Genomic DNA, 17,882 nt, shown 5'->3' with positions numbered 1-17,882 from the left:
ATCCACAGAATGAAAATAATTTGGAACTCAGGAACTCAGAAATAGTAACAGCTATTACCAAACTTTATTTCCACTCCTTTCCTGAATTCCTGAGTTTCCTATGAATACTTCCCCGGTTGATGTTACGGAGGAAAAAAGTAAGAAGGTCCTTAAAAAGAAACCTAGAACCAAGAAGGAGAAGAAGTCGGTGTCACTTCCTCCCCATGATCCGCAAATCAGCCTTGAGGAGCTCGGCTGGATCAGAAGGCCACAACTCACGGCGCTTGGCAAACTGGGTATCATCAGCCTGCGCGACCTGCTCGAACACTATCCCCGTCGCCACGAGGATAGGAAGCGCTTCGACTACTTCCCGGATGGGGAGAGCGAGCGGGCTTTCTGCCTGAGCGGCATTGTGGGGAAGACAATCTTCCGTCGCTTCGGACGAATGCGGAGCTTCGAGGCCGAGATCGAGGAGACATCTGGATCACCTCTCACAGCACGCATCATTCTCCGTTGGTTTAATCTCTTCCATGTGCAGAAAACCGTCACGACTGGCGTACGGGTGATTGTTTATGGCAAGGTCCGCCTTCGCGGGAAGCGCCTCTGCATGGAGCATCCCGAGTTTGAGGTGGTAACTGATGAGGATCGCCAGAGCATTCATCTAGACCGGATTGTGCCCATCCACCCCGCAGGTGAGGGCATCAGCGTGAGAGTCATCAGGGGACTGATTCACCGGGCGCTATCAGAGACCGATTGGGAGAAGTGGAGTGACCCTCTTCCGGAGCGAAACTGTCGCTGGGACAAGGCCCTCCGGGATATTCATTTTCCCGAGGATTCCGAGCATCTCGAACCATCACGCAGGGAGCTCGCTCTGCGTGAACTGCTGGGAGTCCAAACGCTTGTCACCCTCCGACGAAACGAGGCCCGCAAACCCCGTGGCGCGGCTAAAAGACCCGAGGGAAAACTTCTCGAGACATTCCTTCGACATCTTCCCTTTACGATGACAGAAGCACAGCAGCGCTCCTTGGCAGCAATTCGGCACGATATGGCTCAGGACCACAGGATGCAGCGACTCCTGCAAGGAGATGTCGGCTCAGGAAAGACCGTTGTCGCGGCCTCGGCAATGCTGCTTGCGCTCGAGGCGGGCCATCGCGCCATTCTCATGGCACCGACACAGATCCTGGCAGAGCAACATTACCGGAATTTCCTGGCATGGCTTACTCCCCTCGGTATCCCGGTGCACCTACTGACCGGCGCCAGGAAGAGCAAGTCCTCCCCCTTACCTGCTGCAGATAACAGACCCACGGCCGTGATCGGCACCCATGCACTCCTGCATGATGACAAGACATTGGCCGGGGCCGGATTGGTCGTGATCGACGAACAGCACAAGTTCGGTGTCCTCCAGCGAACGCACCTTGCAGCCTTGTCCTCAGCCCCCGATGTGCTTGTGATGACTGCCACTCCGATTCCCAGAACACTCGCTCAGACTCTCTATGGTGACCTTGATCTCTCGATCATCAACGAGTTGCCGACCGGCAGAGGAACCCTACGCACAGCAGCCCGTGACCCCGGAAAACTCCCCGAGATCACAGCTTACCTCAAAGGGCAACTGGAGAAAGGTCGTCAGGCCTTCATCGTCTATCCCTTGATTGAGGAATCGGAAAAACTCACAGCCAAAGCCGCGGAGGCGGAAGTTGCCGCATGGCAGAAACGAGTTGCCCCCTACAACTGTGCGCTGCTTCATGGTCGCATGAAAAAGGAAGAAAAGACTTCCCTCATGGAAGACTTCCGCTCGGGAAAGACTCATGTCTTGGTGACCACATCGGTCATTGAAGTGGGAGTCGATATTCCCAACGCCACCTTCCTTCTTGTCGAGAATGCCGAACGCTTCGGCCTTGCTCAACTTCATCAGCTCCGCGGACGCATCGGACGCGGCCCCTACACCTCCACCTGCGTCCTCATTGAGGGAAGCGGCAATCCCGAGGCTATGGAACGGTTGCGGATTCTGGAACAGAGCACCGATGGGTTCGTCATTGCGGAGGAGGATCTACGACTGCGAGGTTCGGGTGATATTCTCGGGACAACACAGAGCGGCCTTCCTCCACTCCGGATTGCAGATCTCTACCAGGATGCCGACCTGATTTCTCTGGCAGGCAAAGAGGCCTCGAGAATTCTCGAGCAGGATCCCGCCCTCTCAATACCCCGACATCACACACTTCGTCTTCTCAGAGAAAATCATGCGCTTCGTTTAGAGTCTTTAGGAGCCCTCGCGTTTACGAATGGTTAAGGAAAACATCCGCCTACTCCCCTACCCCTTCTGCTCAGCTTCTCCATTACCAACCGATCAAGCTCCTCATTGTGCCCGGTCCGGTTTGTGTCTAATCTGAAAGTAGTTCAAGGCGGGGTAGCCAAGTGGTAAGGCCGGGCTCTGCAAAAGCCCCATGCGACGGTTCGATTCCGTCCCCCGCCTCCACCTCCTAGAGCCATATAAATAAACGCTCTAGAGGTAGCGGACACCAAACGGACACCAAAACGGACACCAAAAAAACCGTTTTGGGGCTAGTCACCGAGTGCGGGTGGTGACTCACCCACTACTCGGTAACTACCCGGGAATCGGCTCGTTCAACATCGCGGCTGCGCCAACCGCATGAAAAAACGCTACCGACTCATCCGCCGTGGAACCCGCGGAGGAACCTACTACTGCGTCGCCTCGCAGACCGGCTCAAGAACCAGCTTGGGCAAGATCTCAGCCGATGAGGCAGAGCAGATCGTTCAACACAAGAACACGGCCCTGCGACAGCCGATGCTCAACCTGCAGATTGCCAGGGCTTATCTGGCAGGCAGCGATTCCGGTGTTACAACCCGCACATGGGGAATTGCCCTTCAGACCCACCTCGAAATGAAGACAGGTGCCAACCTCAAACGCTGGACCACCTTTTCCAAGGACAAGGCGATCAAGCCTCTGCTGCCCAAGATCCTCATCGAGACTCATGCCGAGGAGCTTCTCAACTGCGTTAAAAACGGAACGGTTTCCACCAACATCTTCCTGCGGCGACTTCACAACTTCTGCATCGATATGGGATGGATCGCTTGGCCGATCATGCCGAAACGCCAATGGCCGGTTATCCGCTTCAAGGAAAAGCGCGGCATCACCCTTGAGGAACACACCCGTATCGTCGAGCGGGAGCACAATCCCGAACGCAAAGCCTTTTACAAAATGGCCTGGCATCTCGGGGCATCCCAGTCAGACCTGGCCAGCCTGAAGGCCGAAGATGTCGACTGGGATAACCAAGTCATCACCTTCTTCCGCATGAAGACCAAGTGGCGGAGCGTAGAGCCCACTCAGATCCGATTCGGCAAAGAGGTCGAGGCCATCCTCAAGGACCGCCCGATAACGGGACTCCTCTTCCCCTACCTTTTCACCGTGAGGGCAGGTGACAGGGCAACCGAGTTCAAGCAGCGTTGCGACGGGCTTGGAACCAAAGGGATATCCCTACACTCCTACCGCTACGCCTGGGCGGAACGCGCTCAGGTTGCCGGTTACCCTGAGCGCTTCGCCCAGAAGGCACTCGGCCATAACAGCAAGGCTGTCCACCGTGCCTATGCACGCAGGGCGCAGGTAACACTACCCCCTTTGGAGGAATACGAGGCGAAGATCATCCCCTTCAACTCACCCAAAAACGAATCTGCCTCCGGATAAAGATGAGCTATTGCCCCGACTCATCACCCTCCGCCCCTGCGGTGCGTTTGCGGGAGTTCTTGTCCCTCCAGTACTTGGTCAGCACCCGAGTGGCTTGCGCAAGCCACTCTCGGTCCTGTCCCGCAGCCAACACATCGACCAAGGCAAAATACTTCGGGGCATTAGTCGCTGGCTTACCCAGCGGTATCAATAACCGCGCAATAACCAGTACCGGGATATCGTGGTCTTGGAATCCAAGCATCCCAGCCACTTCGCTGGAATGGAGGCGGGCTGGTACGCGACGGCTATTGAGCAGAGTTACAGCATCCACTGGGGCATTGTTTTTTTTGGCAATGTACATGCCAAGGACTCTGACCCTCCCTATCGCTTCTCGTGCTCCTGCTTGGGAGCAAGCGCCCCTCCACTCCCATAAAAATTACAGGCCATACGGAATCAATATATTGATTTATTTGTCATCTTTTACCTTGAATGGTCATATTTTTGATTTATTTATCACTTTATGAAGACTACAGCAGAGTTCGGCCAACTTCTTGCAAGCCGCAGGAAAGAGCTAAGCCTCAAACAAAAGGAACTCGCCGCGTCCGCAGGGGTCCCCAGTGCTTCCCTCTCCCGGCTGGAGAACGGACACCTACCCGAATTTGGCCTCCGGAAGCTCATCTCATTACTGACAGTCCTAGGTCTCGAACTCGATGTCCGTCCAACCGGCTCGGCAGGTAATCTGGATGAACTCCGCAAAGAGCTAGGAGGCTCATGAAACTTTCTGTCCACGTTCTCGGTCGCGAGGTTGGCACCCTGGAGCCAGTCGGTTCCTTCAAATCTGTGATGACCTACCACCCGGAGGTCGATCCGGCAGACTTTGTTTCTCTCACCATGCCAGTGAGAACAGAATCCTACGGCTGGGATGCTCCCCTCCATCCAATTTTTCAGATGAACCTTCCGGAAGGTTACCTACTCAAGGTCCTTCAGGAAAAATTCGGACCCCATATTGGATCTGAACCTACAGCTCTTCTCTCCGTGGTGGGACGTCACATGATCGGACGCATCCAAGTTTCCGCTCCAGGGGCAGATCTAGCAACACCCCCACAACCATTTGAAGTCGCTGAAGTCCTTGAAGGTGATAACTCCGAAGAAGCCTTTGCGGAACTTGTACGCCAGCACGCCACGAGCGGTGTCTCAGGAGTCATCCCAAAATTCCTTGATGGCACCGATACCACCTTCGGCATCGAGGCTTTTAACAAAACCACCCTCTTCACTGGAAAACATATCATCAAGGGTTCCTCGCGTAATCTCCCCTATGCAGCCCTCAATGAACACCTCTGCATGCAGGTGGCCGCTAAAGTCCTCCCTGCTACCAAAACCGAGATCTCCATGGATGGCAAAGCTCTCATCGCACACCGCTTTGATGTCGATGAGGAAGGGCGCCCCCATCTGGGTATGGAGGACTTCTGTTGCCTTCTGGGACTTTCACCGGAAAAGAAATACGATACCACATGGGAACGCATCGCGAAGGGGGTCCGCAACCATGTTCCCGGTCCAACTCAGCGAGAGGCCTTCCGTCAGCTCAGCCTCATGCTTCTGCTGACCTATGCCCTCCGTAATGCCGACTGCCATGCCAAGAATCTGGCGCTGATCTACTCCAGCAAAACAGATGCCCGCGTTTCACCGGCCTACGATCTCCTAACTACCGTGGTCTACCCTGGCTACCAGAACCAGCCACCCGGCATTGCCTTCATGGGCAAGAAAACCTGGGCTCCAGGAAAGAATCTACAAACCTTCATTGCTCGGGAATTCGGCATCCCCCTCCGTGAACAATCTCTCATGATCGAATCAATCTGCGAGGCGATCACCGACACAGCTCCAAAAGTCCGTGAAGCGATCAGCGAACATCCGGATTTTCGAGATCTTGGGAAACACATGCTTCTGGCATGGGAGGAAGGCATCCAGACACTTCGTGACAGACGTCACTACTCCTTACCCCAACCGGAAACTGAAAACCTTCTTGGAGGAATTTCTGATCCTCCGAAATTGGCTAATCCTAAAACCATTGTTGGCCAATCAGAGGGGCTAGGAACCCGTCGCTCGAGATCCAAAAAATAATTCCAAGGCTACCATGAGTCTCAGAAGCCGCGCTTTGAGAGAGAGATGGATCGGTGGCTTTCTAACCAGTTTGTAGTACTTTCTCCCGGATTCTGGAGAACCGCTCGCTGATCTCACGGACCTTGACCTCGGGTATTTCATGCTCCTTCGCCAACTCCGGCCACTTTTGGAGCGAAGACTCCACAGCCTCGAAGATCTCGCGGTATTCCTCACGACTCAGGCCGGCGTCGAGACAGAGCGCCTCCATGGTCGTTGATAACGGCCATGTTTCATCCGACACTGTCATTCCTCGGGAAAGAAGCCCGGGAGAGAATGTCATGTCATAGGCAGGAGTGAGGCTCCAGAGCCCAAATTCTTCGTCCAATTGAAAGGCATGGTTCTTGGCATGATCATCCATATTAGATGCCATCACATTGAAGATCATCCTCCGCGCGATTTCGCGGAGCTGCGAAGAAGCTGAATGAAGTCGCAGGGCTAGACGGAATAGGTCCCGATAGTCGAGGTCGGTTGGTTCCTTGTGGAGCAAACCACTGACCGTATGAAAATGCCTCCTCAATGTCTTAGGCGAAGGACTTGTCTGATCGGGAATATCAAAGCGCTTCACCAGGAGATGCCTTCTAGAAGAATCCACCGACTCTTCCAGGAGCCTCGTCTCCACCGCATCAATGCCAGCTCCTCGGGCCATCTGGGCAAAGACATGCTCGCAGCGGGCATGAACACCATCTTCGGTTGCATCAAACTTCAGCAGGCTTGGTGTTCCCTCCCCATCAGGTTCTCCCACTCGGAGAGTCCCATCTGGGTAAGAGAGAACGATGGACTTTGGCAGAGCTCCTCCCGCTGTTCCTCCTCGGACCAACTGGGGTAAAACCTCCGAGGGGCTTCCTCGGTCAATTTCAGCGGCTCCCTTGGCCAAAGCTTTCGCACTGACCTGTTCCAGTTTGGAATCGCCCGTTTCCGTTGCCGGTTCGAATCCAAGTGCTCCGAGCCCCCGCCTCCCCCTCCAAGCGAGAAGCGACATGATACTTGGTTCCCCCCATATTCGGGCCGCGAATTCGGCACGAGCCACTTTCCGCCCCCAGGCATCAGGCAAGCAGTCCGCGATAAGGCCGGGAAGTCCGTCGACCCCCTTGCTTCCATTAAATGCCAGATCGGTGAATGGCAGGCTGATAGGCGAGAGATTCAGACCGCGCCGCAGCCAGTCTTCATCATAAACGAAATAAACGGCTCCCCGATGGACCAGATGCCCCACGACGGATCCATCCCACCAATGGACTTGAAGCTTCTTCTCCATTTATTTGGAAGTTCTTGGGGATGCCTTCAATCGTTCCGGCGCGAGAAGATCCTTCAGCTTAAGAGTAGTTTCAGGTTCCGGAATCAGGTTGTGCAGAGCCTCGCTGAATCCTAGGACCCCAAGGGCCCTCGCGACATGTCGGAATTCCACACTCCCCACCCCAGCCTCAATTTTGCGGTAAGTAGGCATACTGATCCCCACCAGATCAGCAACATGTTGCTGGGGGAGATTTTGCTTTAGGCGATGGAGCCTGAGCCTCCTGCCCAGTTCTTTCATTGCCTCTCGTTCTCCAAGGATGGAAATCATAGTTTATATTAATGGTATATATATTAATATAATGCAAACTATATTTGCCATTATTTTAATTAAGAAGAGAATCAAAGATACCGCCTGAAACATGGTTTGCGGATCGAAAGTGGGAGTAGCAAAAAAGCCCCTGCCCTTTTACAGGCATGGGCTTTATCGATTCCGCCCCCCCGCCCCCCTCACAGTTACTCACAACTTTTACAGAGACAGAACGTTCTTCGGATCGACAGATGAGAGGATTTTTGGCATTCGTAGAAATCTATGAAACACCTATTCTCATTAGCCCTCGTTGCCATCGCCGCCTTTTCGCTCTCCGCTTGCCATACCGTCAGTGGTGTTGGTCAGGATGTCAGCGCTGCAGGTCGCGACGTGACCAAGGCCGCCAACAAGGTCGAGCAGAAGATCAATAACTGATTTCTCCAGTAGTATTGTTAATTTTAGAGGCCGCGCCGGGCAACCGGTGCGGCCTTTTGATTTAGTCGCCTGTCTTCGGGGATCGATCATTGCGTAATTTACGGCTTCTTCAGGTTTCAAGTTTCAGGTTTCATCATTCTTCACCAATTCTTTCAGCACCATGTCCACTTCCGGCCCCATCTCCAACTTCATCGAGCATCACTACCGTCACTTCAATGCCGCCGCACTGAAGGATGCGGCCCACAGCTACACCGCCCACCTCGACAAGGGTGGTTCCATGTTCATGACGATCGCCGGAGCAATGAGCACTGCGGAGCTGGGACTCTCACTTGCGGAGATGATCCGCCAGGACAAGGTCCACGCCATCTGCTGCACGGGGGCGAATCTGGAGGAAGATGTGTTTAATCTCGTCGCCCACGATTTCTACGAGCGCGTGCCGAACTACCGTGATCTTACAGGCGCTGACGAGGTGGCCCTTCTGGAGCGTCACATGAACCGCGTCACCGACACCTGCATCCCCGAGATGGAGGCAATGCGCCGGATCGAATCGGCCGTCCTTCAGGAGTGGGAAGCCGCTGACAAGAAGGGTGAGCGCCTCTTCCCACACGAGTTCATGTACCGCATCCTACTGAGCGGGAAGCTCGAGTATCAGATCGACCCGAAAAATAGCTGGCTGATGGAGGCCGCCAAGAAAAACCTCCCGATGTTCGTCCCGGGCTGGGAGGACTCCACGCTAGGCAATATGTTTGCCGGACACGTCATCAGCGGCGATGTGAAGAATGTCCATACCGTCCGCACAGGCATCGAGTACATGATTGCGCTCGCTGACTGGTACACGAAGAACTCGAAGCCACTCACGGCAAGTGCGGGAACTGGCCGGCATGCCGGCTCCCCGGACGGCTCCATCGGATTTTTCCAGATCGGTGGCGGCATCGCCGGTGATTTCCCGATTTGCGTGGTCCCGATGCTCCATCAGGATCTCCAGCGTCCCGAGATTCCGCTCTGGGGCTATTTCTGCCAGATCAGCGATTCCACCACAAGCTACGGCAGCTACTCCGGCGCCGTCCCGAATGAGAAGATCACTTGGGGCAAGCTCGGCATCAATACACCCAAGCACATCATCGAGTCGGACGCCTCGATCGTCGCACCTCTGGTTTTCGCATTGATTCTAGGCTGGTAATCCGCCGCAGGGCGGCTGCTAGAAGACAATTAGTTCCGGGTCTTCAACTCCACCACGTCATGGGGGGAGGCCTCTCGCTGGCCGGCCGGGCTGACGCGAATGTAGCGGGCTTTCTCGCGGAGTTGCTCCAGATTGGCGGCACCGAGATATCCCATGCCACTCTGGATACCGCCAATGAGACTCGCGAGCACTCGGTCCACGGGCCCACAGGCCTCCTTGAGTGCCTCGACCCCTTCGGCAGCCACCTTGCGGGTGGTGTCCTTCTTGTCATGACCATACCGGGCGGCACTGCCAGCATTCATCGCTGAGAGACTCCCCATGCCGCGGTACTGCTTGTAGGGTTTCCCTCCAATTTCGACGACTTCACCCGGAGCCTCGTTGCAGCCTGCGAACATACCACCGCAGATGACCCCTTGCGCCATGGTTAGCGCCTTCACGATGTCGCCGGATTTGGTGATGCCGCCGTCGGCCAGAATGGATACCTTCTTTTTTTCTGCGGCCTTCGAGCAGACATAGAGGGCTGTCATCTGTGGAATACCGACTCCTGCCACGATGCGAGTGGTGCAGATGGATCCGGGCCCCTGCCCTATCTTTATGATATTCGCGCCGCAGTCGGCCAGATACTCGACGCCAGATGCACTGGTGACATTCCCAGCGATGATCGGCAGTTTGGGGAACGCATCGCGCAGCACCTTGACGGTGTCTCCCACCCCCTTGCTATGGCCGTGGGCCGTGGAGACAGCGACAACATCGACGCCTCGTTCGATGAGCGCCCCGACATGATTCAGGATTCGCTCCCTATCAAGCTCCCCAAAAGCATTGCGCGTTGCGGAGACGGCCGCACCACAGATCAGGCGGAACTGGGAGTCGCGGGCGGGCTTGAACTGAGCCTTGCGTTCCTGGGTGATTTTCTCGACATCGCTCATGGTGATCAGGCCGTGGAGACGATCCTCATCATCCACGACCAGCAGTTTGTGGATCCCTACATGCTCGGTGAAGAACTTGTCAGCTACGGCTATCGGATCCTTCCCGAGTTCCTTCCGAGAGAGTGTGCGGACCTGACTGCGCGGTGTTAGCGCCTCGGAGACCTTTTTAGAAGCATAGCGTGGCTTGACCACATGACCGGAGAGCAGTCCGACGAGTCTGTCGCTCTCATCGACAACAGGAAACGTGCTGAAGCCGAAGTTCTTCTCTTCGATGAGCTGGAGGACGTCCCCGATGGATTGATCGGGCGATACCTTGATAGGGTCCTGGATCAGTCCCTGCACATGGTATTTCACACGGCTGACATGCCAGAGCTGGTCCTTCTCGGGCATATTGTAATGAATGAGTCCGAGACCCCCGTTCAGTGCCATGGCGATCGCGAGGCGTGATTCGGTGACTGTGTCCATGTCGGCTGAGACGACAGGGATATTCAGATGCAGGGCCTCGGTCAGCCGGGAATCAAGCTGAGTCTGGCTCGGCAGAATATCCGAATAAAGTGTCGCCAGCGTGACGTCATCAAAAGTCAGCCCGATATCTGCATGGGCGTTAAAAAAGGAGTCAGTCCCCCGGTAGAAAATCTCGTCAGGAGTGCGTGTCGCTGCCATGAAGGAAATTGCCTTCCATGCGGTCTCTTTGGCAAGAAATTTCCGGCCGACTGAAGGCACTCTCTCTCAGATCTGCTTCAAATCGCCTTCGCGATGGCATCACCCATCTCAGCCGTGCCGACTCTGGTTGTTCCCTCGGACCAGATATCCCCGGTACGAAGACCGGATGCGATCACGCTGCGGACGGCGGCATCGATGGCTTCGGCGGCAGCCGCCTCATTGAGCGAGTGCCGAAGCATCATTCCGACACTCAGGATCTGGGCGATTGGGTTAGCGATTCCCTTGCCAGCGATGTCGGGAGCGGTGCCTCCACTCGGTTCGTACATGCCGAAACGGCAGGACCTACCCTTGGATTTGCCAAGACTCGCACTGGGGAGCATGCCGAGCGATCCGGCGATCATGGCCATCTCGTCGCTCAGGATATCGCCGAAGAGGTTTTCGGCCAAGACCACATCGAACTGCTTCGGGTTCTTGATGAGTTGCATCGCTGCGTTATCGACATAGAGATGGGAGAGTTGGACATCGGGGTATTCCTTTGCAATCTCGCTCACAGTCCGGCGCCAGAGAATGCCATTCTGGAGCACATTAGCCTTATCAATGGATGTGAGCTTCTTGCCGCGACCACGGGCAGCTTCGAAAGCGACGCGGGCGATTCGCTCGATCTCGCTTTTTTTATAGACCATCGTGTCGACTGCGATCGGATCGACTTCATTCTCTCCGGTATCTTTGAGAAACTTAGGCTCTCCAAAGTAGAGACCGCCGGTGAGTTCGCGCACACAGAGGACATCGACACCGCCGGCCACCGACTCAGGGCGGAGAGGGGAAGCATGGGCCAGCTCCGGCAGGCAGATGCAGGGGCGTAGATTGGCAAAGAGTCCGAAATGCTTACGTAATGGCAGCAGAGCCGCTCGCTCGGGCTGCTCGTTCGGGGGAAGGTTCTCCCACTTGGGACCGCCGACGGAGCCAAAGAGGATCGCATCACTCTCCTCGCAGACCTTCAGGGTCTCCGCAGGTAGGGCTTTGCCGGTTTGGTCGATTCCGGCACCTCCTACGGGCATTGCGGTTTCCTGAAGAATGAATCCAAACTTTTTCTCTACGGCACGCAGGACTTTGGCGGCCTCTGCCATGACTTCGGGTCCGATGCCGTCTCCGGCTAGTACTGCGATACGGTAGGTTTTGCTCATGGGATTAGGGTGATTAGTTGAACAGTTGGTGAGTTTCAAAGGAAAACAAGCATGAGACACAAGAATTGCTCAAAGGTAGAGCCTCTTCTTTGTGTAACTATTTTAACACTTTCACGCTTCAACCATTCATGGCATTCGCTATGAACGCACTCACCTTTTCTGGGTCCTTGGCGCGGGGAGCTGATTCGACACCACTGGCGACATCGACGGCATGGGGATGCACTTGTGCGATGGCGCCGTTCACATTGTCGGGAGTGAGCCCTCCGGCAAGGATCACTTGCTTCTCGGGATGGTCCCCAACAAAGCGGCAGGCCAGTCTCCAATCAATGGTATGACCGCTCCCTCCGTAGGTTCCTGGAACAGCGGCATCGAGAAGGAGCCAAGGGGTTTCAAAAGCGGTCGCCTCCTCAAGGTCCGCTTCCGAGCGAATCCGCAGAGCCTTGATCCAGTAAGGAAATCGGGCTCCCTCAGTAGCGCAGAACTCAGGGGACTCGTCCCCGTGAAACTGAATGGCATCGAAGCAGAGGGCCTCGCGGAGGCGTGCAAGTAGGCTCTCCTCGGGATTCACAACCACCGCCACAAGAGCAATATCGGGATAGTCTTTCTTGAGCTTTGCGATCCAAGATAGATCAGCCTCCTCGGGAATGGAGCGAGGAGAGGGTGGATAGAAATTGAATCCCAAGGCTCCAGCTCCTGACTCAATCGTCCGAATGGCATCCTCAGAAGAGGTAATTCCGCAGATCTTCGGCGCCGCAGGCTTCTGGTCGAAGAAGGGAATAACTCGGGAATGGCTCACAGGGATAAAGGGGATGAATAAGATAAGTAAATGTCCAAGGAATCATCCCATCCCTTTTATCCCCTTTATCCCTGTGAATCTTCCGAGACAACCCGCCCCTCCACCTTCTTCATCTGCTGATGGTGAGTGACGGGATAGACGCGCCCATCACTTGCACGGAAGAAGCAGCTCAGGATCCAGCTGATCATTCCGATGATGATTCCCGCAAAAAGAGCACTCCAGAAGCCTTCAACATGGAATCCGGGAACCACAGCGGAGACAAAGAGGAGTAAGAGCGCATTGATCACTAGGATAAAGAATCCCATGGTGACGATAATGAAGGGGAGGCTCAGCAGAAGTAGAACGGGCCTCACCAACGCATTGATAATCCCAAGAAGCAACGCTGCCCCTATAAGAGTCTCCGTGGAGCTGTAGGAGATCCCTGGTACGATATGGGAGGCCCCCATGACGGCGAGAGTCGTTATGAACCAACGAATAAGAAATTCCTTCATAGGTGCATGGTACATCCCAATGTGACGAAATTGGCAGAAAAAATCCTTCGACGCCTCCCTACATCGGCATACTCTTTGCTTTCAGGGAGTAACTATGGCTACTAAAAAATCCTCATCCGCCAATTCAGCACCGACCGCATCGGTTAAAAAACTCACTCCTACAACGGCTGCTTTGTCCAAGGGTGCCGCAGCTGTGAAATCAAAGGCAACTACTCGAAACAAGCGTACGGCGGGGAAAATCACTTCCAAGCTGGCCCCATCATTCACAGTGGATCACAAAACATCCGCCAAGGAACCGGTGATCTCCCACGACGATATCGCCCTACGCGCCTACTTCATTGCGGAACGCCGTCAGAAAATGGACTGGGCCGGTGATTCTCATACGGATTGGGCAGATGCCTTGAGCCAACTCCGCGCCGAGGCACTCGAGAAGCCGCTGAAGAAGCGTTGAAGCTGGCTCAACAAGCCAGCAAGTCTGTTAGCAGTTTAGTCTGTAGGTCTGATAGACCTCGCAAAGAAACGAGCATTTGTGCGAGGGGAGCTGTAACCAACATGTCTCTGTACCTCCACGGGATATTTTGGCATCCCCTTTATCCCTGTGAGTTTTCCTGTTAATTCTTGCTACCCGTCGCCAGAATCGTCTGGAAGTTCGGGGCCTGCTGTTCGCGGGCCACAATGCTCACCTCGAGGTCGGTGAAGCCGACTTTCTCTAGCATGGAGTGAAGCTCCACGCCGGAGAAGCCAAGCCAGACATGAGCATAGAGTTCCTTGGCCTGCTCATAGGTATGGCTGGCCAGATCAAGGATGAGGATTCGCCCTCCCGGCTTGAGGATCCTGAAAGCACTTTCCACAGCACGCTGCGGACGCGCGGCATGATGGAGGGCCTGGCTGAAGAGGACCACATCGACCGAGCCTGATTCGACCGGTGGCTCCTCGAGATCCCCGAGCCGGTATTCCAGATTGGCATAGCCATTTTCCGTCGCGATGCGTGCACCGTATTCGACCATCTTGGGTGAGTTATCGATCGCAATGACTTGCTTGGCAGTGCGGGCCAGAAGCTGTGAGAGCGTTCCCTCCCCTGCCCCCATGTCGGCGATGACCATGGGCGGCATGAGGCGCAGAAGACCATGGGCAAGCGCCTGCCAGGAGCGGCCGGGAACGTAGGTGCGACCGAACTTTCCGGCGAGCTTGTCAAAGTAATCGGCCGCGCGGTCCCGTCGTTTGTTAAGCACGAGTTGGAGCGCGTGACGATCGCGTTCACCCTCGGGAAGCTCGGAAACCGCAGCAGTGACGGCATCTCGGAGCGGGGCGATCGCCGAAACTACGGCGGTGTAATAGATATTCTTCCCGACACGACGATCGAGGACGAGACCCTGACGGCGAAGCATTCCCAGACTGGCCGAGATACGTGATTGCCCCATCCCGAGAGCCTCCTGCAGCTCTGCCACCGAGAGCTCCTCCTCAAGCAGAAGTGCCAGCAGACGCAGACGGGTCGGCTCGGAGAGAGCGCGGAGGGATTGGAGGATTGACGCCACACCCATAGACATATACATATATCTTCATAAGTAAAGCCGGCAGCTCTCTGCCTGCTCTGCTTGGAAAACAAGAAACTCCAACCCCACGATCCCATGTCACGCAGCTACATCTTCTCCTCTGAATCCGTCGGCGAAGGCCATCCCGACAAAGTTTGCGACACCATTTCTGATGCCATCCTCGATGCCTGCCTGGCGCTGGATCCCAGCAGCAGAGTCGCCTGCGAGACCTATGCCAAGAGCAACATCGTCGTGATCGGTGGGGAGATCACGGTTCCCAAACTCAAGAATAAGCCCCTCGAATCCGCTCTCAATCTTGGAAAGATCGTCCGCGATGCGATCCGAGAGATCGGATATCACCATGACGATGATGTCTTCCATGCCGACACCGTCTTCATCAACAACATCATCACGTCGCAGAGCCCCGACATCGCCCAGGGTGTCGATGCGAAGAAGGCCACGGGCAAGAAGACCGCCGAGCAGGGTGCCGGCGACCAGGGTCTCATGTTCGGCTATGCGTGCGACGAGACTCCAGAGCTGATGCCCGCTCCGATCATGTATGCCCACCGCCTTGGTAGTGAACTCACACGCCTCCGCAAGAGCGGCGCGGCCAAGTGGCTCCGCCCCGACGCGAAGAGTCAGGTCTCCGTCGAGTATGTCGACGGGAAGCCGACCCGCATCGTGAACGTGGTCATTTCAACCCAACACGCCGAGGGAATCTCACACAAGGAGATCGAGAAGTTCTGCATCGAGAAAGTCATCCGCAAGGTCCTGCCCGCCAAGATGCTCACCAAGAAGACCGAGTTCCTGATCAACCCGACCGGCCGATTTGTTATCGGCGGTCCTCAGGGGGACACCGGCCTCACCGGCCGCAAGATCATCGTCGACACCTATGGCGGAATGGGACGGCATGGGGGTGGAGCCTTCTCTGGGAAAGATCCCACGAAGGTCGACCGCTCGGCCGCCTACATGGGCCGCTATGTTGCCAAGAACGTAGTTGCCGCCGGCCTTGCCGCGCGCTGCGAGGTGCAGTTCGCCTACGCGATCGGTCATCCTGATCCCGTCTCGATCCACATCGACACCTTCGGAACTGCCACTGTTCCCGAGGAGGCCATCGAGGTAGCCGTGAAGAAGACCTTCGGCTTCAAGCCCTCCGAAATCATCAGCCAGCTCAAGCTGCGCCGCCCGATCTACTCCAAGACCACGAACTACGGTCACTTCGGCAAGAGTGACTCCGACATCACCTGGGAGAAGACCGACAAAGCCGTTGCTCTCAAGAAGGCTGCTCTTTCAGCCGCCAAACTCAAATAACCCAATCACCCATTACCTAGATCCGATCACCAAATTCCTAAAATCATGACCAACACCACCGATTACAAAGTAGCCGACATCACACTAGCCGAATGGGGCCGCAAGGAGATCATCATCGCCGAGCAGGAGATGCCCGGTCTCATGTCGATAAGAAAAAAGTACGCACAGGAGAAGCCACTTAAGGGCGTCCGCATCACCGGTTCGCTCCACATGACTATCCAGACGGCGGTCTTGATCGAGACTCTCACCGAGCTCGGAGCCGATGTACGCTGGGCCAGCTGTAACATCTTCTCGACCCAAGATCAGGCCGCAGCGGCGATCGCCGTCACCGGCGTTCCTGTCTTCGCATGGAAGGGCGAGAGCCTCGAGGAATATTGGTGGTGCACCTACAAAGCCATCTCCTTCGATGGCGGCAAGGGCCCCCAGATGGTTGTCGATGACGGCGGTGACGTAACACTCCTGCTTCACAAGGGCTACGAGCTCGAGGATGGTGATGACTGGGTCAATACCCCCTCTGGCAATCACGAAGAGCAGGTCATCAAGGACCTCCTCAAACAGGTCTACAAAGAGAACCCGACCCGCTGGCACGATATGGTCAAGGAATGGCGCGGCGTCTCCGAGGAGACTACCACCGGTGTCCATCGTCTCTACAAGCTCCACGAGAAGGGCAAACTACTCGTTCCTGCCTTCAACGTGAACGACTCCGTCACCAAGTCGAAGTTCGACAACCTCTATGGTTGCCGCCACTCGCTGGTCGACGGACTGAACCGCGCCATCGACGTCATGATCTCCGGCAAAGTCGCCGTCATCTGTGGCTACGGCGATGTCGGCAAGGGTAGTGCCCAATCGCTCCGCGGACAGGGAGCACGCGTTATTATCACTGAGATCGATCCGATCAATGCCCTCCAGGCTGCGATGGAAGGCTACGAGGTCACAACGCTTGAGGATACCCTCGGTCGTGCCGACATCTATGTCACTACCACGGGTAACGTTGGCGTCATCAGCTTCGAGCACATGAAGCACATGAAGGACCAAGCGATCATCTGCAACATCGGTCACTTCGATAATGAGATCGAGGTCGACAAACTCCAGGCAGACAAAACAGTCAAGCACACCAACATCAAGCCCCAGGTCGATAAGTACACCTTCCCGAGCGGCAACGAGATCTTCCTTCTTGCGGAGGGACGCCTTGTGAATCTTGGCTGTGCCACGGGTCATCCCAGCTTCGTCATGAGCGCCAGCTTCAGCAATCAGACCCTGGCTCAGCTTGAGCTCTGGAAGAACCGCGAGACCTACAAACCCGGCGTCTATGTCCTACCCAAGAAGCTCGACGAGGAAGTTGCCCGCCTCCACCTCGATAAGATCGGAGTGAAGCTCACACAGCTCACCAAGGAGCAGGCCGAGTACCTCGACGTCTCCGCCGAGGGACCCTACAAGCCAGCGCATTACCGCTACTAGTCGCAAAGCGACTAGTGGTGAACAGTGAAAGGTTCAAGGGTTAGAAAGTTCAACAAATGAGCCCCGGTCAGAAATGGCCGGGGCTTTTTTATGGGTTGAATCAGGATAGAGGCGCGACCGGCCGCTCTAGAGCATCTTGCGTTTAATCTGTCGTTCTTTGGGCGATCATCTGGACCGTCGATAAATACAAGGACTCGCGCAGAGGCGCAGAGACGCAGAGGAAAAGACAAAGGATTGGTTGCGGAGAGAATCGTCATCGGCACTCCCCTCAAATCAGAGAATCACTTGATTGAAGCTTTTCGTCATACCATCTTTGCGTCTTTGCGCGAGATTTCTTCCCATGTACATGCGTCAAATAAAACCGAAACCGCTCTAGCGAAAGAGTCTTCCCCATCGCAAACCCATCTTCATTCCATGAAACGCTTTACGGAATGAAACCGCTACTTATACCATTTACGCGATTAGTCTGGTGGAATTTGCGAAGGAATTTTGGTGATGGGCTAGGCGGAAGACCGAGGGCTATCTGAAGATAACCCGAGGGATGACAACAACGC

17 protein-coding genes and 1 tRNA gene are annotated in these 17,882 nt (G+C 55.4%); 10 read left to right on the top strand and 8 right to left on the bottom strand.

Annotated features, from left to right (window positions below):
• The first annotated feature begins 100 nt into the window (after positions 1 to 100).
• The 3 genes from recG (at position 101) to K8R57_01325 (ending at position 3,679) form a co-directional block, all read left to right on the top strand.
• Positions 101 to 2,266, top strand: coding sequence for an ATP-dependent DNA helicase RecG (gene recG / locus K8R57_01335; GenBank protein MCE9586940.1), 2,166 nt, complete (start codon positions 101 to 103; stop codon positions 2,264 to 2,266).
• 111 nt (positions 2,267 to 2,377) lie between these two features.
• Positions 2,378 to 2,452, top strand: a tRNA-Cys gene (locus K8R57_01330).
• Between the two features lie 174 nt (positions 2,453 to 2,626).
• Positions 2,627 to 3,679, top strand: a complete 1,053-nt coding sequence (locus tag K8R57_01325) for a tyrosine-type recombinase/integrase (GenBank protein ID MCE9586939.1) — start codon at positions 2,627 to 2,629, stop codon at positions 3,677 to 3,679.
• Between the two features lie 7 nt (positions 3,680 to 3,686).
• On the opposite strand, the gene K8R57_01320 is transcribed toward K8R57_01325, so the two are convergent.
• On the bottom strand, positions 3,687 to 4,019 hold the full coding sequence (locus K8R57_01320; protein ID MCE9586938.1) for a hypothetical protein: 333 nt from the start codon (positions 4,017 to 4,019) through the stop codon (positions 3,687 to 3,689).
• Positions 4,020 to 4,178: 159 nt separating this feature from the next.
• Here K8R57_01320 and K8R57_01315 point away from each other — a divergent pair, with 159 nt between their 5' ends.
• Positions 4,179 to 4,433 (top strand): helix-turn-helix domain-containing protein, encoded by a 255-nt coding sequence (locus K8R57_01315; protein MCE9586937.1) that lies wholly within the window; start codon positions 4,179 to 4,181, stop codon positions 4,431 to 4,433.
• On the top strand, positions 4,430 to 5,776 hold the full coding sequence (locus K8R57_01310; GenBank protein MCE9586936.1) for a type II toxin-antitoxin system HipA family toxin: 1,347 nt from the start codon (positions 4,430 to 4,432) through the stop codon (positions 5,774 to 5,776). The genes K8R57_01315 and K8R57_01310 overlap by 4 nt, the downstream gene beginning before the upstream one ends.
• 61 nt (positions 5,777 to 5,837) lie before the next feature.
• Here the strand turns inward: K8R57_01310 and K8R57_01305 are convergent, their stop codons facing one another.
• Together K8R57_01305 and K8R57_01300 are read right to left on the bottom strand one after the other, a co-directional pair.
• Positions 5,838 to 7,067: a type II toxin-antitoxin system HipA family toxin gene (locus tag K8R57_01305; protein MCE9586935.1), complete on the bottom strand. Its 1,230-nt coding sequence runs from the start codon at positions 7,065 to 7,067 to the stop codon at positions 5,838 to 5,840.
• Positions 7,068 to 7,373, bottom strand: coding sequence for a helix-turn-helix transcriptional regulator (locus K8R57_01300; protein MCE9586934.1), 306 nt, complete (start codon positions 7,371 to 7,373; stop codon positions 7,068 to 7,070).
• 261 nt (positions 7,374 to 7,634) lie between these two features.
• Here K8R57_01300 and K8R57_01295 point away from each other — a divergent pair, with 261 nt between their 5' ends.
• Both K8R57_01295 and K8R57_01290 read left to right on the top strand, forming a co-directional pair.
• On the top strand, positions 7,635 to 7,787 hold the full coding sequence (locus K8R57_01295) for an entericidin A/B family lipoprotein (protein ID MCE9586933.1): 153 nt from the start codon (positions 7,635 to 7,637) through the stop codon (positions 7,785 to 7,787).
• 160 nt (positions 7,788 to 7,947) lie between these two features.
• Positions 7,948 to 8,967, top strand: a complete 1,020-nt coding sequence (locus K8R57_01290) for a deoxyhypusine synthase family protein (GenBank protein ID MCE9586932.1) — start codon at positions 7,948 to 7,950, stop codon at positions 8,965 to 8,967.
• A gap of 29 nt (positions 8,968 to 8,996) precedes the next feature.
• Here the strand turns inward: K8R57_01290 and K8R57_01285 are convergent, their stop codons facing one another.
• From K8R57_01285 to K8R57_01270, 4 genes are all read right to left on the bottom strand, one after another.
• Positions 8,997 to 10,556, bottom strand: coding sequence for an IMP dehydrogenase (locus K8R57_01285; protein MCE9586931.1), 1,560 nt, complete (start codon positions 10,554 to 10,556; stop codon positions 8,997 to 8,999).
• Between the two features lie 77 nt (positions 10,557 to 10,633).
• Positions 10,634 to 11,740 carry a 3-isopropylmalate dehydrogenase gene (gene leuB / locus K8R57_01280; GenBank protein MCE9586930.1) on the bottom strand — a complete coding sequence of 369 codons (1,107 nt, stop codon included), beginning with the start codon at positions 11,738 to 11,740 and terminating at the stop codon, positions 10,634 to 10,636.
• 118 nt (positions 11,741 to 11,858) lie between these two features.
• Positions 11,859 to 12,536 carry a phosphoribosylanthranilate isomerase gene (locus tag K8R57_01275; protein ID MCE9586929.1) on the bottom strand — a complete coding sequence of 226 codons (678 nt, stop codon included), beginning with the start codon at positions 12,534 to 12,536 and terminating at the stop codon, positions 11,859 to 11,861.
• A 65-nt stretch (positions 12,537 to 12,601) separates the two neighbouring features.
• On the bottom strand, positions 12,602 to 13,027 hold the full coding sequence (locus K8R57_01270; GenBank protein MCE9586928.1) for a phage holin family protein: 426 nt from the start codon (positions 13,025 to 13,027) through the stop codon (positions 12,602 to 12,604).
• A 94-nt stretch (positions 13,028 to 13,121) separates the two neighbouring features.
• Between K8R57_01270 and K8R57_01265 the strand changes: the two genes are divergently transcribed.
• Positions 13,122 to 13,478 (top strand): hypothetical protein, encoded by a 357-nt coding sequence (locus tag K8R57_01265; protein ID MCE9586927.1) that lies wholly within the window; start codon positions 13,122 to 13,124, stop codon positions 13,476 to 13,478.
• Positions 13,479 to 13,638: 160 nt separating this feature from the next.
• Here the strand turns inward: K8R57_01265 and K8R57_01260 are convergent, their stop codons facing one another.
• On the bottom strand, positions 13,639 to 14,562 hold the full coding sequence (locus K8R57_01260) for a metalloregulator ArsR/SmtB family transcription factor (protein ID MCE9586926.1): 924 nt from the start codon (positions 14,560 to 14,562) through the stop codon (positions 13,639 to 13,641).
• Between the two features lie 93 nt (positions 14,563 to 14,655).
• On the opposite strand from K8R57_01260, the gene metK reads away from it, so the two are divergent.
• Positions 14,656 to 15,870: a methionine adenosyltransferase gene (gene metK / locus K8R57_01255; protein ID MCE9586925.1), complete on the top strand. Its 1,215-nt coding sequence runs from the start codon at positions 14,656 to 14,658 to the stop codon at positions 15,868 to 15,870.
• Positions 15,871 to 15,915: 45 nt separating this feature from the next.
• Positions 15,916 to 17,328 carry an adenosylhomocysteinase gene (gene ahcY, locus K8R57_01250; GenBank protein MCE9586924.1) on the top strand — a complete coding sequence of 471 codons (1,413 nt, stop codon included), beginning with the start codon at positions 15,916 to 15,918 and terminating at the stop codon, positions 17,326 to 17,328.
• Positions 17,329 to 17,882 lie beyond the last annotated feature (554 nt).

The sequence above is a fragment of the Verrucomicrobiota bacterium genome (genome assembly GCA_021413925.1).
GTDB lineage: Bacteria > Verrucomicrobiota > Verrucomicrobiia > Chthoniobacterales > UBA6821 > UBA6821.
This window is presented reverse-complemented; position numbering and strand designations above follow the sequence as displayed.